Annotated in this window: 13 protein-coding genes; 1 reads left to right on the plus strand and 12 read right to left on the minus strand. The window is 62.0% G+C overall.

All coding sequences use genetic code 11. From position 1 onward, the window contains the following. The 4 genes from WKV53_RS27285 to WKV53_RS27300 are packed head-to-tail and all read right to left on the minus strand — an operon-like array spanning window position 1 to window position 2,935. Complete coding sequence (locus WKV53_RS27285) at window positions 1-969, minus strand: CsgG/HfaB family protein (protein WP_341408018.1); 969 nt, start codon at window positions 967-969, stop codon at window positions 1-3. Between the two features lie 9 nt (window positions 970-978). Next, window positions 979-1,752, minus strand: coding sequence for a hypothetical protein (locus tag WKV53_RS27290; protein ID WP_341408019.1), 774 nt, complete (start codon window positions 1,750-1,752; stop codon window positions 979-981). A gap of 8 nt (window positions 1,753-1,760) precedes the next feature. Then, window positions 1,761-2,378 carry a hypothetical protein gene (locus WKV53_RS27295; protein WP_341408020.1) on the minus strand — a complete coding sequence of 206 codons (618 nt, stop codon included), beginning with the start codon at window positions 2,376-2,378 and terminating at the stop codon, window positions 1,761-1,763. Beyond that, on the minus strand, window positions 2,375-2,935 hold the full coding sequence (locus tag WKV53_RS27300) for an RNA polymerase sigma factor (protein WP_341408021.1): 561 nt from the start codon (window positions 2,933-2,935) through the stop codon (window positions 2,375-2,377). The genes WKV53_RS27295 and WKV53_RS27300 overlap by 4 nt, the downstream gene beginning before the upstream one ends. Window positions 2,936-3,440: 505 nt before the next feature. On the opposite strand from WKV53_RS27300, the gene WKV53_RS27305 reads away from it, so the two are divergent. Beyond that, window positions 3,441-4,301: a sigma-70 family RNA polymerase sigma factor gene (locus WKV53_RS27305; RefSeq protein WP_341408022.1), complete on the plus strand. Its 861-nt coding sequence runs from the start codon at window positions 3,441-3,443 to the stop codon at window positions 4,299-4,301. A gap of 259 nt (window positions 4,302-4,560) precedes the next feature. On the opposite strand, the gene WKV53_RS27310 is transcribed toward WKV53_RS27305, so the two are convergent. The 8 genes from WKV53_RS27310 to WKV53_RS27345 form a co-directional block, all read right to left on the minus strand. Beyond that, window positions 4,561-6,228 carry a glutamine--tRNA ligase/YqeY domain fusion protein gene (locus tag WKV53_RS27310; protein ID WP_341408023.1) on the minus strand — a complete coding sequence of 556 codons (1,668 nt, stop codon included), beginning with the start codon at window positions 6,226-6,228 and terminating at the stop codon, window positions 4,561-4,563. Between the two features lie 45 nt (window positions 6,229-6,273). Beyond that, the gene (locus WKV53_RS27315; protein WP_341408024.1) at window positions 6,274-6,666 is read right to left on the minus strand and encodes a hypothetical protein; all 393 of its coding nucleotides are present in this window, start codon (window positions 6,664-6,666) and stop codon (window positions 6,274-6,276) included. Between the two features lie 36 nt (window positions 6,667-6,702). Further along, window positions 6,703-8,034, minus strand: coding sequence for a dipeptidase (locus tag WKV53_RS27320; RefSeq protein ID WP_341408025.1), 1,332 nt, complete (start codon window positions 8,032-8,034; stop codon window positions 6,703-6,705). 55 nt (window positions 8,035-8,089) lie between these two features. After that, entirely contained in the window at window positions 8,090-8,365 is a 276-nt protein-coding gene (locus tag WKV53_RS27325) for a hypothetical protein (protein WP_341408026.1), read from the minus strand. 70 nt (window positions 8,366-8,435) lie between these two features. Beyond that, window positions 8,436-8,996, minus strand: a complete 561-nt coding sequence (locus WKV53_RS27330; RefSeq protein ID WP_341408027.1) for a hypothetical protein — start codon at window positions 8,994-8,996, stop codon at window positions 8,436-8,438. A gap of 70 nt (window positions 8,997-9,066) precedes the next feature. Continuing rightward, window positions 9,067-9,705, minus strand: a complete 639-nt coding sequence (locus tag WKV53_RS27335; RefSeq protein ID WP_341408028.1) for a response regulator — start codon at window positions 9,703-9,705, stop codon at window positions 9,067-9,069. Beyond that, on the minus strand, window positions 9,702-11,744 hold the full coding sequence (locus tag WKV53_RS27340; RefSeq protein ID WP_341408029.1) for an ATP-binding protein: 2,043 nt from the start codon (window positions 11,742-11,744) through the stop codon (window positions 9,702-9,704). The genes WKV53_RS27335 and WKV53_RS27340 overlap by 4 nt, the downstream gene beginning before the upstream one ends. Before the next feature lie 76 nt (window positions 11,745-11,820). After that, complete coding sequence (locus tag WKV53_RS27345; RefSeq protein WP_341408030.1) at window positions 11,821-13,191, minus strand: HTTM domain-containing protein; 1,371 nt, start codon at window positions 13,189-13,191, stop codon at window positions 11,821-11,823. Between the last annotated feature and the right edge of the window lie 221 nt (window positions 13,192-13,412).

Consider the following 13,412-nt stretch of genomic DNA (forward strand, 5'->3'; position numbering starts at 1 on the left):
TCAGCGGGGAAGGTTGCGGATGAACGCATCGGCAAGTTCGAGTCCGGCCTTTTGCAGCGCCGACTTGCCGGCCACTTCCTCCGCCAGATCGATCGCGCCGACCGTGCGCCGGTCAGGCCTCACGAGCTGATGGGTCGCGACGTTCTCGATCTTGATCTCGGCCCGGGCTCGGCAGCAGACGAGGTTGCCTCGCCGGCTCGCAAACTGGCTGAAGGCCTCGCCGGTGATGGCGAACTTCGCCTCGGCCCGGTTCTTCACGATGCGGAAGCCAACAGCCTCCAGCAGCTTCTGGATCTCGGTCTCGCAGGCAGGATCCGGCACTTGCTGCCGCAAGTGAGTCTCGCTGACCTGAACGTAGATAGCCGGGAGTTCCTGAACATCCGCCACCACCTTCTTGAGACCGGCCACCCGGTCCTCGAAGCTCATCGCCTTCGCGACGAGGGTATCGCCCTTGGCAGTGACCAGCTCGGCGATCTTCCCTGCCAGCTCATTCGAAGCCACGGCCGGATCACCCCCGGCTCCGTATTTCGAGGTCGCGCCATAGACGCGGCTGGTCTCCGCGGAAATGACCTTCGCCACCAGATAGGTATCGTTGTTGACGTTGAACACCCGGCCGGTGACGAGCACTTGCGCACCCGTCAACTGGCCGACCTTGACCGCGCTTCCGGCCTCCGCTGCACCCGAAAGAGTGATCTCGTGCTCGGAGAGGACCTTGTCGATCTCCGCGCGCTCGACGAGGAACATGCCGGGCTGAGCGGAGAGCTCGGCATTCAACAGCTTGCCCACCGATTCACCGAGTCCTTTGACCTTGTCGGACCCTTCAGTGAAATCGAAGACCGCGGCATTGAGTGGGATGGGCTCCTTTTTTTGCTGCTCCGTCGATGCGGGAGCCGCAGGCGTGGCCGGCTGCTGCCCCAGGACAGTCGCAGCCAGGGTCCAGCCGATGGCGAGAAATGGAGAGAGTTTCATGATGGCAAATCAGGGGATCGGTTCGCGAGTGGTGAGTTCTAACAAGTGGGCCAGCCCGGTGGTGGTCGCGAGGCGCGTGGACGTGAGGGCGGAGGGATGTAGGTGAATGACCCAGCCACCCTCGGCCGAGCGCTTCCAGACTTCACGGCCCGGTTCCAGGAGATCGGTGATGATCAGGCGACTTTCCTTCGGAGGCGCGAAAGCGGGACCCGGTTCGCTGCACCAGAGAATGATGGACTTCTCTTCGAAAGAAACGGCATCGGAGCAGACCGCCTCCGTTCGCACTCCCGCATCTTGCAGCACTCTCCGCAGGTCATCGGAAGCACCCGCCAGTTGGAGCGGCCGGCCTTGTGCCAGCGTCTGCAAGGGCTCCAGGAAATCCGCAGGATGCGCGATGATGGCAAGCGCCGGAAACCCGGGCTGATGAAACCGAGCAAGGTAAGAGGTCGAGGTCTTGGACGCCTCAAAGGAGAACTCGGGCCGGACGATGAGTTCGCCGGAAGAAGGAATCGCAGCCTCCTTCTTCCAATCGAACACGGCCACCGGAGCCACCGTCGCGCTGAGCCGGCGAAACAGCTCGCCCTTCAATGAAAAGGTCGCTCCCGGCACCCCACGGACCGCGATGGGAATGGCATGTGGGCCGGGCCCGGCCACATGGATCGGCCCCAGCGGTGCCACTTCTTCCTCGCCCGTTTTCACCAGCGAAAGCGATGGACCCGCGGTCGCCGCTGCCAGCAGGGCAAACAAGGCGACCAGTCCCAACAGCGGCGATAACGTTTTCATTTTCATCATTATGGCAGGGGTGCGATCGCAGAGGAAGAAAGCGGACTGGCCCCCTGCTCACTCGACCACACCAGCGAAGGCCCCGTGACCAGCAGTTGATCGTTCCCCGTGGGCAGGAACTCGATCTGCAGATCCTTTCCATCGAAGGGAATGTTCACCGGCATGCCTGGCAAGGCCGCCACTTGAACCTGCGATCCTCTCGAGTCGGTGATGCGGACGATGGCAACCACCGGCTGCCGGACCTGCGCCTCACCTGGCTCGGATAGCTGCCATGTCGGCTCGCCATTGATCACCGTGACAGCCGTCAGTCGCTCGCCGAACAAAGAACGCCCCTGGACGAAGAAGTCGCTGAGATCGGCATTGGTATAAACCACCGCACGCGGCGCTTTGACCGGTGCGTTGCGATGAAGCACCACCCACAACGAAACACAGGCGATCAGCAGCGCCGCGATCGACGTCACCGGTGCGAAGAAGCGCCAGCGACTCGCCACCACGCGGACCGGTTCCACGCGACTCGGCGACGCATCGACGAACGCGGCCCGGGCTCCTAGCCAGGCCCAATGCCGGGCCTCCGGGTCGTCAGGCAGCGAACCCTTTGCCAGTTCATCCAGTGGATCGGTGCTCATGCTTGTGCGGCGTTCTTGTGATCGGTCAGGTGGCGCCTCGCTTCGGAGATCTTCCAGGCCACGGTTCCTTCAGGGCATCCCAGGACCTCGGCTGCTTCCCGATGGGTCAACCCTTGGGCAGAGACCAGCACCACGGCATCCCGCAGTGCCTCGGGCAGGGATTCAATCAGCTGGATGGCCTGGAGAAGCGCGGAAGGCACCGGAGCATTCTTCGACGCCACCCCGTCGGACGCTTCTCCGAACTCGGCCACGTGCCGGTCGTAGGTGCCACGTTTCCGGACATCGTCCCGCAGGCAATTGATCGCGATCTGATACAGCCAGCTTCGGAAACTCGACTCGTGACGAAAGTCCGCCACCGTCCGGGCGACCCGGATGAAAACGGTCTGGCTGATGTCATTGGCGGTTTCCATGCAGTGACAACGGCGGAAGGCGAAATTGCGGATCTCAGGGTAGTAGCGGGTGAAGAGAGCCTTGAACGACGCCTCACAGCCATCGGCCGCCTTGCGGGCAAGCGCTTCGTCGTGGCGGATGTCGCCCTTCGGCTGGAGGTCTCCCATGCGATCTCGTAACTTCAAACAGGTGGACGCCGCCCAGAAAGGAATCCTTGGCGAGACGCGGAGAAATTTCCGCGATACCAATGGGCCAGTGAACGGAGCCGCACCTCCGGGGCCGTTTTTTATTCCCGAAAATCGCGCCAACCCTTGATCGTCGAAAAAGTTCGGCGATGCTGGCATGGCAGACTCGGTTGTCTGACCAGCGCCCCCGTGTGCGCGACATTTGTGCGTTGCAAATGTCCCCTTTTGACGCGCCCAGCGTGGCATTTTGACGCCTGAAAATGGCCTCCGCATGCCCCATTTTGACCGGCAATTTCATGCAATCGTTTGAACCGCAAGGGTTGCAGCGCCGTCTCACTTTTGAGGCACGCGACATGCAAGGAATATCAAAGGATTAGCCCGCCACCCGTCTTCACAATGTGATTACAAAACGGCGGACCGATTCTAGGAATAATTCCGGACGCTGCGGCGTTAAATCCATAGAACCCGGGAACACCGGGACCTAGCCATGTCATACGATTCCGACTCCAGTTTGAAGGTCTACCTGCGGGAGATTTCCAAAACTCCGCTACTCACCCCTGAGGAAGAGGTGAAGCTCGCGAAGCGCATCAAGAAAGGCGACAAGGAAGCCCGTGCGCACATGATCCAGGCGAATCTCCGCCTCGTCGTGAAGATCGCGCAGGACTACTCCAACTACGGACTCCCGATCGCCGACCTGATCTCCGAAGGCAACATCGGCCTCATGAAGGCAGTGGAGCGCTTCGACCCGGCGAAGGGTGGCAAGCTTTCGACCTACGCCGCCTGGTGGATCAAGCAGTCCATCAAGCGCTCGCTCGCCAACCAGAGCAAGACGATCCGCCTGCCCGTCCACATGGTGGACAAGATCGCCAAGATGCGCCGCATCTCGACCATGCTCGCCGAGGCCCTCGGCCGTGAGCCCACCGACGAGGAATTGGCCGACGAAATCGGTCTGCCACGCCGCAAGCTCGCCATGCTGAAGCAGGCTTCACAACGCCCGACCTCGCTCGACGCGCCCATCAATGAAGGCGAAGCGACCGAATACGGCGAAATCATCGGCGACGATCGTGCGGAAGACCCGCTCGAAAGCCTGTCCGAAAAGAATCTCCACGGGGAGCTGAGCGGCCTGCTCGGAGTCCTCGACAAGCGCGAACGCCGCATCATCGACGAACGCTTCGGCCTCACCGGCAAGACGCCGCTGACGCTCGAGGAAGTCGGCCGTGAATTCGGTGTCACCCGGGAACGCATCCGCCAGCTCCAGAACGTGGCGCTGACCAAGATGCGCAAGGCACTGCGCCGGAAAGACAAGCCTCTGCCCAAGCCTGTGGCGGAGGGCCTGCAACCCACCTGAGTCAGCTTTTGGTGTGGATTGTTTGATAGAGCAGCCGTGGGAAGGGAGGCCCGCGGCTGCTTCTTTTTTTTGCTCAAGCATGTTGGCAAAGAGCCGGTCGAGGGGAATAGCTCTCCCATACCGCGAACGATCTCTTCAGCGCCAACGGCGCGAAAGCCCTCAGCCCCGGCCATCGGCCGGGGTTTCTGTTGCAACAGCAACGGCGGCCTGAAGGGTCGCGAGATGGGTTAGGCTTAAGCGGCCAGTGAGTAGACCTCACTCACTTCTTCGCCCACGAATCGCGCAGCCCAATTGTCCGGTTAAAGACCGGCTTGCCAGCCTGATGCTCGGCCCGATCCGCCACGAAGTAACCAATACGCTCAAACTGGAACACCGACTCCGCTTCAGCATCCGCCAGCGAGGGCTCCACCCAAGCGCGGATCACCTTCAGCGAATCAGGATTGATCACGCTCGTGAAACCACCCTCCGCACTGTCCGGATCTTCCACGGTGAAAAGGCGATCATAGAGCCGCACTTCCGCATCCACGCCATGTTCGGCGCTCACCCAGTGGATCGCAGCGCGGCACTCCACGCCCTCCGGTGCATCGGCGCCCTTCGTGCCCGCCAGATACTCACAACGCACTTCGGTGATCTTGCCGTCGGCGTTCTTTTCAAAGCCGGTGCACTTCACGATATACCCGCCGCGCAAGCGCACATGACGATCTGGGCCCAGACGGTAGAACTTCTTCTCCGGCACTTCCATGAAGTCATCGGCCTCGATCCACAGCTCGCGCGACATCGCAACACTGCGGCTGCCCATCGCGGGATCCTTCGGGTGGTTATCCAGCTCGATGTCCTCGCTCTGACCCGCCGGCCAGTTTTCGATGACCAGCTTCAGCGGATCAAGCACGCCCATCCGACGCGGAGCCACCGTATTGAGCTGATCGCGGATCTCGAACTCAAGCTGCGCGACATCCGTGATCCCCTGGAACTTGGTAATGCCCGTCTTCTCGCACAGCCGGCGGATCGCTTGCGGCGGGATGCCACGGCGACGCGCACCGGAAAGCGTCGGCAGGCGCGGATCATCCCAACCGGCCACGTGGCCTTCGTTCACCAGCGTCAGCAGCTTGCGCTTGCTCATCACCGTGTAAGTGAAATTCAGGCGCGAGAATTCGATCTGACGCGGCTTCGCCGGCACGGGGCAGTTCGCGATCGTCCAGTCGTAGAAGGGACGGTGAATCTCGAACTCCAGCGTGCAGAGCGAATGCGTGATGTGCTCCTTCGCATCCTCCAGCGGATGCGCGAAGTCATACATCGGGTAAAGGCACCAGGCATCGCCGGTATTGTGGTGGGTCGCCTTCAGCACGCGGTAGATCACCGGGTCGCGCATCACGATGTTCGGCGAGGCCATGTCGATCTTCGCACGCAACACCGCCGCGCCTTCCTCGAAATCGCCTGCACGCATCTTCGCGAACAGCTCCAGGTTTTCCTCCACCGAACGATCACGCCACGGTGATGGCATTCCAGGAACCGTCAGGTTCCCACGCGTCTCCTTGATCTGCTCCGCGGTCTGCTCGTCCACATACGCCAGGCCATTCTTGATGAGGTGAACCGCGCAGTCGTAGTAGAACTCGAAGTAGTCGCTCGCGTAGAAAAGATTGTCGCCCCAATCAAAGCCCAGCCACTTCACGTCGGCCTTGATGCTCTCGACATACTCGACCTCTTCCTTCTCCGGATTCGTATCGTCGAACCGCAAGTGGCAACGCGCACCCACCGCCGCGTTCTCCTGCGCGATGCCGAAGTTCAGGCAGATCGCGCGCGCGTGACCGAGATGCAGGTAGCCGTTCGGTTCCGGAGGAAAGCGCGTGATCGTGGTCGAGTGCTTACCGGAAGCGAGGTCCGCGGCGATGATCTCGCGGATGAAATCGAGCTTGGGAGAATCGGACATGATTGAAAATTTGATTTGTGCAATACTCAGCGCGCCTGCGGCGCACTAGGGCAAGTGAGAGCTGCATTCGCCGAGGAATGCAGCGTTGCCGATAGTTTGGAAGTTACCACCTTCGGCGGAGTATCTCTGCGCAAGCTGGATCGCAGCAGATTTCCCCACTTCCGAGGCCTCGACAATGACCGCGTCGTTTCTCTGTCCCTCAACGGTCACATACCCGTCGTAAGCAAAAGCATACGCACTCGTGCCCTCTGGCAATTGGGAAAGAGCAAGCCGACCTTGGGCAACGGAGTCCTCGAGGTGATCCGCCATGAACCGGCTCAGTGTACGATCTCCGTCCTTTTCAATAATCAGAAATGGAATGAGAGGGCCGCCCTCGCCCACCGACGCCACGGCATGGTCCAACGAAAGGAAGACCAATTCCGCAAGGGCATCACTCATCTCCAAACCAGCCATCGACGTAATCTGATTGAGTGGTTATTTCGCGAGTTCTTCCAGCAGCGCCTGATTCAGACGGATGCCCGCTTCAAAGTTCTCCACCGGGAAGTTCTCATCCGGCGAGTGGATCTGCGAATCGGCAAGCGCCAGACCTAACAAAAGGGTATCCGTCCCGAGAATATCGCGGAACGCCTGCACGATCGGAATGCTGCCACCTTCGCGAATCAGCACCGGTTCCTTGCCGAAGGCCGTCCTGAGAGCACGCTGCGCCGCTTCGCCATAGGCGCTGTGCGGATCGGTGTAGAAGGGCTTGCCATCGTGGCCGCCCACATAGAGCAGCGAGACGCCGGGCGGGCAGTGCTTGTCGAGGTGAGCCTTCACCTTCTCCATGATGTCCGCGGGATCCTGGTTCGGGACGAGCCGGAAGGTGAACTTCGCGAACGCTTCAGCCGGCAGCACCGTCTTCGTGCCTTCGCCTTGGTAGCCGCCACCGATGCCGTTGATCTCCGCGGTCGGGCGGGCCCAAGTCCGCTCGGCGGAGCTGTAGCCTGCCTCACCGTGGGTCCTCGAAGAGCCGCTGTAGCGGAGGAAATCGTCATCGCTGGTGCCCGGAAGCTTGGACCACATCTCGCGCTCCCACTCCTCCAGCGGCTTCACATCGTCGTAGAAGCCCTCCACCTGCACGCGGCCGTCGGCATCGTGGAAAGTCGCGACAAGCCGCGCAATCTCCGTGGCGGGATTGCGGATCGCTCCGCCGTAAATGCCCGAGTGAAGGTCACGCGCAGGACCGCGCAGGATCACCTCACAGGCCGCAATGCCGCGCAGGCCGTAGCTCAGAGTCGGCTGGCCGGGAGCCACCATGCCGGTGTCGGAGATCGCGATAATGTCGCACTTCAGCAACTCGGCATTCGCACGGAGGAAAGGCGCGAGATTGCCGCTGCCAACCTCCTCCTCGCCCTCGAAAAGGAAGGTCAGGTTCACCGGCAGCTCCCCCTTTTCCTTCAGCGTCTTTTCCACGCCGAGGATGTGGGCGAGCATCTGGCCCTTGTTGTCGGTCGAGCCGCGCGCCCAGATCTTGCCATCACGGATCTGCGGCTCGAAGGGCGGCGTCGTCCACAGGTTGAGCGGATCGACCGGCTGGACGTCGTAGTGGCCGTAGATCAGCACCGTCTTCCGGCCGGGCTTGTGTTCGTTTTGCGCCACCACGATGGGATGACCCTCGGTCGGGTGGAGCGTGGCCTTCAGGCCCATCCCACTCAATTTCGCCACGATCCACTCGGCGCACGCGCGGACATCTCCGGCGTTCCGCGAATCCGTGGAAACACTGGGAAAACGTAAGAAAGCGAACAGGTCCTCAAGCTCCGGCGTCATGCGGCCGAATCAAGCCGTCCCCTCCCCCGCCCGGCAAGGCGAAACCCCCGCCGTTTCAAAGCCGGTCCCGCTCCTCGCGGATCACCCGCATCACGTCGTAGAGCGCGAAAACGACCACGAAAATCGCCAGAAACCCGCAGGCACCCCACCAGATGATGAACCGCCAGAGATCCGCCGCCAGCCACCCGGGAATCCCCCACAGCCCGATCGCGAAGACCGCCAGCAGCAGCGCCAGGCTCCGCGCCATCAGCTTCCGCCGGGTCGGCCGGTCGTGGAGCATGCTCTTGGCGAGGCCCTTGCTGGACTGCCAGTCGGAAGGTTGGTCGCTCATCGGTGAATAGATTCCGTGATGAATTCCAATGCCGCAAGGCCGCGGATTGCAGAGACCCGAGGTGCCACTTTCAGGCGCCCGGCTCCCCGCCACCCTTGAATTTCACCCGGTCCAGCAAGCCATTCACGAAAACCGCGCTCGGGATCGCCAGCAGCAACAGCTCGAGGTAAAACCACGGCTGCGGCGTAACCTGAATCCGCCCCGCAATTTCCTGCGCCAAGGCCCGCCCCGGCTCATCCAAGGGAATGCCCGACTGCGGCGCACCTAGGCTGGCGGCCATCCCTTTCAACAGTTCCCTCTTCGCCGGAAACCCGACCGCCGCCTGGACCAGCAGACAGGCGAAAGCACAGGAACAGAGGCCACTCGAAAACCGGGTAAGGTCTTTCCGTCCGGTCCCCAGCGCCATGAACGCCACCACCGCGCCAATGCCCGCGGCCACCAACGCGATTCCCGCGAGATAGGAATGCCCGAGCGATTCATCGCGTCCCTCGATATGAACGTGATCGCGCATCGCGTCCTGCGTCGGCGTCGCCTTCCCTGTGATCATCTCCACGCCGGTCTGCGTGGCCATCTGCCGCCCGCTGCACTCGATGCTGAGCCAGGGCATGAAGAACAGCACCACGGCCGCCACGGCAGATACCAGATTCAACTTCGGAAGCATCGCCGGACTGTTAGCCATCCCTTCGTCCGGCGGCAAGATATCACCGCTCCGGCAAGTGAATGATCCCCCGCCGCAGCGCCACCGTCACCGCCTCGGTCCGATCCCGCACCTGCAGCTTCGCCAGGATATTCTTCACGTGCGACTTCACCGTCTGCTCGGAAATCCCGACCGCCGCGCCGATCTCCTTGTTCGCCTCGCCCAGCGCGAGGTGCCGCACGATCTCCTTCTCACGTGCCGAGAGCACCTCCCCGCGCTGTCGCGCCGCGAGATGCTCGCCCACTTCCGGCGGGATCCACGTGCCACCCTGCATCAGCGCACGCACCGCAGGGATCACCTGATCCCCCGAGCTGTGCTTGAGCAAATAGCCCGAGGCTCCAGCTTCGAACGCCGCATGAATGTCCTCGTCCCCATCGAAGCTCGTCAGCACCAGGATCTTCGCATCCGGTGCCTCCTTGCGGATCAGCGCGGTCGCCTCAACTCCACCCATCACCGGCATCCGCAGGTCGATGATCGTGACATCGGGACTCAGCAGCTGATGCATCTTCACCCCCTCCGCCCCATGCGATGCCTCGGCGATGACCACCATGCCGGGCTCGCGGCGGATCAAGCTGCGGATGCCCTCGCGGACCACGAAATGGTCGTCCACCACGAGGATGCGGATGGGAGAAACGTGAGTCATGTGCTGGGATTTTCGTGACCATTCTGCAGCGGCACCTCCACCTCCACGGTCGTGCCGCCCTGCGCGTTCGATTCGACTCGAAGCGTGCCGCCGATGCGTTGCGCGCGCTCCTGCATGCCTGTCAGACCGAAACGCCCCGGCACCGCCTCCTGACGGATGCCGCAGCCATCGTCCGCCACCGAAAGAATCGCCCTCTTCGCGGAAACGTGCAGGTCGATCGTGATCACCGAGGGCTTGGCATGCTTCACCGCATTCGTGATCGCCTCCTGCCCGATGCGCAAAAGATTGTCCTCGATCAACGCCGGCAAGCGGCCGGAGGCGCTGCTCTGCTTCGCATCCACCCGGATGTTAGACCCCAGCGTCAACGACTTCGCCGCGCGCTCCAGCGCCTCCGCAAGATCGAACTTCTCGAGCGCCACCGAGCGCAAGTTCCAGATCGATTGCCGCATCTCGGAGTGGCATTGCCGCACCAGCGAATCCACCGCCTGCAAGTGCTCGCGCGTCTCCGGCGAAGCATCCGCTTCCTCCGGCCCGATGCTGTGAAGCCTCAGGTGAATGCCCGTCAACCCCTGCTCCAGCGTATCGTGTAAATCACGGGCGAGCCGACTACGCTCCGCCGTCACCGCGTTCCGCTCGCGCATTTCCGCGGCGAGTCTCAGGTTCCGCCGCGACGTCAGGTAGGCAAACAGGATAACGGCGACGAGCACGCCGAGCACGAGACTCAGCATCACCAGAAGCCGCTTCACCGTGAAGAAGCTCGCCTTCTCCACCACGTTCACCCGAGCAGGATCTGGCACCAGGATCTTGAAGGACGTCGGATTCCCCACCCCATCCACGCTCACCTGGCAAATGCCACTCACATCCAGCGTCGCACCTTCCTCCAGATTCGGGATACCGACCCCATCTCCCTCCAACTCCGCCGTGAAGACACCGCGCGGGGTATTCAGTGCCAGCACCAGCAATCCCCCTCCCTCCTTCGACGGTGTCTGCAAGCGATCTAACAAACGGCCGCGCGCCGTAACATAGGCCGCATGCTGGAGGCCACCCTGCAATGACTCGATCGACATCGGCTTCGGCTTCACCCGTGGTCGTTCCGCAGGCAATGGCTCGAACACCGCATCCGAAAGCACCGGCAGGAAATCCTCCAGATCCGGGAAGCCCACGGCTTCGACTTCATCGCCGGCCTTCAGCTTGTCCGAACCCACACCGCGGACCGCGATGCCACTGTTGCCATCGTTGAGAAAAACGAAGCCATTGCGATGACATACGACCTGGCCCCGCACCCGGATGCGATCCGACCGGCTCACGGCAGGCCGATACTGGAAAGCCTCGTGGAGAGACATCACCGGCTTCGCCCACGGGTCCGCAGGCTCCGGCCCCCGTGAATAGAAGTCCTCCTTGGATACCCCATGGACTTCGACATCCACCAACTGCCGCAGGCTGCTGCGCGCACGCACCGGCACCGCCACCCCACGCAGGAAGACCTGATGGGCGATCCGTTCCTTCGGATCCAGGTCACCGGGATTGCTGATTCGTATCGTGACGCGCGCCGAACCGGAGCTGAGCACGGCCACGAAGATATTCGGCGGCACGATTTCCGCGCTGCGGACGAAGCCATGAATGTCCACCAGCAGCCCGTTGTATTCTCCATTCAGCAGGCCACCCCCGGAAGCATTCTCCGCCCTCGGCAGCTCGCCCGTGCCAGTGACGGTGAAGGTCGCCGCGGAAATCACCGGCGCATACGGGCCCCGCTCCAGCGTCCCCTGCACCTCTACCAGATCCTTCACCTTCGGCCCCGTCGGACCGGTGAATTCCACCCGCATCCCGCCGTGCTCATCCTGGATCTGGAAGTATTTCCCCAGCGCGGGATCGGCCCACGTGACGATGCCCTTCGTCGTCACAGTCACCGGCGTGAAGTCCTCGGTGGTCGCCTTGGCCTGAAGCTCGCGGATCTCGGCACCTCCCGCCATGCCCGCAGCCGTCACGACACCTGCCACAAGCAAGCGGAGACGATCGAGGATGGACCGGATGGGAATCACAGATCCCCCGAAACTGAGGCCACCGCGCCCTCCAAGCGAACACATTTTGACTCACTCCAAAGAGTGATCCGCCCGCTCATCGCCCCGGCTCACCCGGCGCCAAGGTGATCCACGACTTGTGCCACAAGTTCCGCGGCTCTTTCGCAAGATCGACCTTCGGATCGATCAAGACCGCCGATGGACGCCCATTGAGACTCACCCTCGCGTCCACGGTCACCGCCACCTCCATCCCGTATTCCTTCCGATACTCCTCCGCTACATGGATCGCGAACTGATGGATCAGATCCGGCTGTCCCGGCATCCGCAGCTTCTGGCGGGCTGTTAGAAAATCGCCCGGCTCGATCTCCCATTCGTGCCCGCCCTGAACATCGCGGACGCGGAAGGCCATGTTCTCCGGTTGCTTGTCGCGCAGCTTCATCCGCCACGAGTAGAGATGCCCCTCCTCCGTCCACGCCACGTCACCCGGATAGAGCCAGTGGCGGAAGGGCAGGAAGACCTGAAGCGCCAGATACACGGCGATCCCCGCCAGGACAGGCTTGGAAGCACCGGCCAATCCATCGACCTGCTCACGCCCCTTCCCTTTCCTTCCAAAGCGCGGCCACTCCGGCGGAAAGAACAGCAGCGATGCCGCCGCCATCATCCACGGGAAGACCCCGATATCAAACAGCCAGCCGTTCATCGCATTGAAGCACAGCACCAGCCCATAGGCAGGGAGACGCGTGCGCTTCCACATCAGCAATGGCACGAAGGCGAGATCGAGGAAGAGACCCGAGTAGCTGAAAAAGTAGGCCACCCACTTCTCGCCAAGCCACGGACCAATCCACGGAAAATCCCCGCGCTTCGCCAGCCACATCCCCAGCGGCTCACCTCGCAACCAATCGGCATTCAGCTTCGCAATCCCCCCGAAGAAATACGGAACCCCCACTTGGATCCGCATCAACCACAGCCAGCAAGCCGACACCGTGCTCGAAGCAATCGACGGCCGCCTCAAGGCATCGATCGACCACATCCGGTGCGCCGGCAGGAAGATCATCAGGAATGCGATCAGGCAAATCAGATAGAGGTGATTCAAATACTCCGCCGCATCGATCAGGAACACCTGGCTCAACGCCAGGAACAGCACCACCGCCGCCATCCTGTAGAACAACCCCGCCGCGACCAACAAAGCTGCCAAAGCCATCACCACGAAATGCACCGTCATCCCGTCCCCCAGCCACGGCCTCACCCAATCGAAGCCGAGGTAGGTGAAATGAAACTTCGGCTCGATGTACAAGGCTCTGACATACCCCTTCTTCAAATACACCACTGCCTCGAAGAACATCAGCAACCCGAACGCCATCCGGAACACAGCCAGCGACGCCCCATCCACCGGCTTCCGTGCTGCATCCAACAACCGGCGAAGTCTCGGAGCTGCAAGCTGCTCTAAATCAGGTTCCTCGGCAGCCATTGGACCCCATCATGAAAACCGCCTCGCCAACGACAAGGAGGAATCAAGTCGCCGCCGTATCGCAAAGGGCGTTTTGCAAATTGATCCGCGGCTGCGCAAGGAGCCGCTATTCATCAAATCTCGTTGAATCCGAGGCCCGAACCGGCTTGGCTAACCGGCGGATATTCCCGCTGCTGACAACCCCCGCTCCGGGCTGGCTTTGCTTCCCGGACGGCACCGAA

This window comes from Luteolibacter sp. Y139 (assembly GCF_038066715.1).
GTDB classification, from domain to species: Bacteria; Verrucomicrobiota; Verrucomicrobiia; order Verrucomicrobiales; family Akkermansiaceae; genus Haloferula; species Haloferula soli.